The sequence below is a fragment of the Vibrio sp. 378 genome, from assembly GCF_033339435.1.
This window is the reverse complement of record NZ_JAWOUO010000363.1, coordinates 1-811: the sequence shown is the minus strand read 5'-3', so window position 1 is coordinate 811 and position 811 is coordinate 1. Positions and strand designations below refer to the sequence as shown.

At 45.9% G+C, this 811-nt stretch carries 1 protein-coding gene; it reads right to left on the bottom strand.

Annotated elements, in window-relative coordinates; genetic code table 11:
* Nucleotides 1–811 (bottom strand): ferrous iron transporter B (locus R7Q48_RS26290; protein ID WP_318133131.1); only part of this gene is annotated, 811 nt, incomplete at both ends.

Below are 811 nucleotides of genomic sequence, written 5' to 3'. Positions count from 1 at the left end.
ACCCAACGAGTTTAGGAAACTCAGGATAGCAACAACCACAACGATGGTTTTACCTGCACCCAGTACGAAGCGCTTAAGCTTTTGCCAAGTTTTGATCACGACGTTTTGCAATGTTGGCAATTCGTAGTCTGGCATTTCCATGACTAAGCTATCGCTGCTGCCAGGGTAAAGAGTGTGCTTTAAGAAAAGACCGGTGAAGATCGCAGCCACAATACCTAATAGATAAAGTGCAAAGACAATGTTTTGACCAGAACCAGGAAAGAACGCCGCCGCAAACAGTGCATATACAGGTAAACGAGCACCACATGACATAAATGGCGCCATCGATGCCGCTAACTTACGCTCACGTTCTTGGTCTAGAGTGCGTGTTGCCATGATTGACGGCACGTTACAACCAAAACCAAGAACCAACGGCACAAACGCTTTACCCGGCAAGCCGATTTTCTGCATCACTTTATCGAGTACAAACGCAGCGCGAGCCATGTAACCCGAACTCTCAAGCACAGCGAGGAACAAATACAAACACGCAATGACAGGAATAAAGGTCGCTACCGTTTGGATACCGCCACCAATACCATCGGCAATAACCGTCACAAGCCAAACTGGCAAATGACCATCCAATAGGTGATGACCGCCATCAACCAAAAGTGCGCCAACGCCGATATCAAAGAAATCGATAAATGCACTACCAATGTTAATCGAGAACATAAACATTAGGTACATCACAACAAAGAAGAATGGAATCCCCACCCACTTGTTCAAAATAAACTGATCAAGTTTTTCGGTAACACTGCGGCTGAGTTTGCCTTCA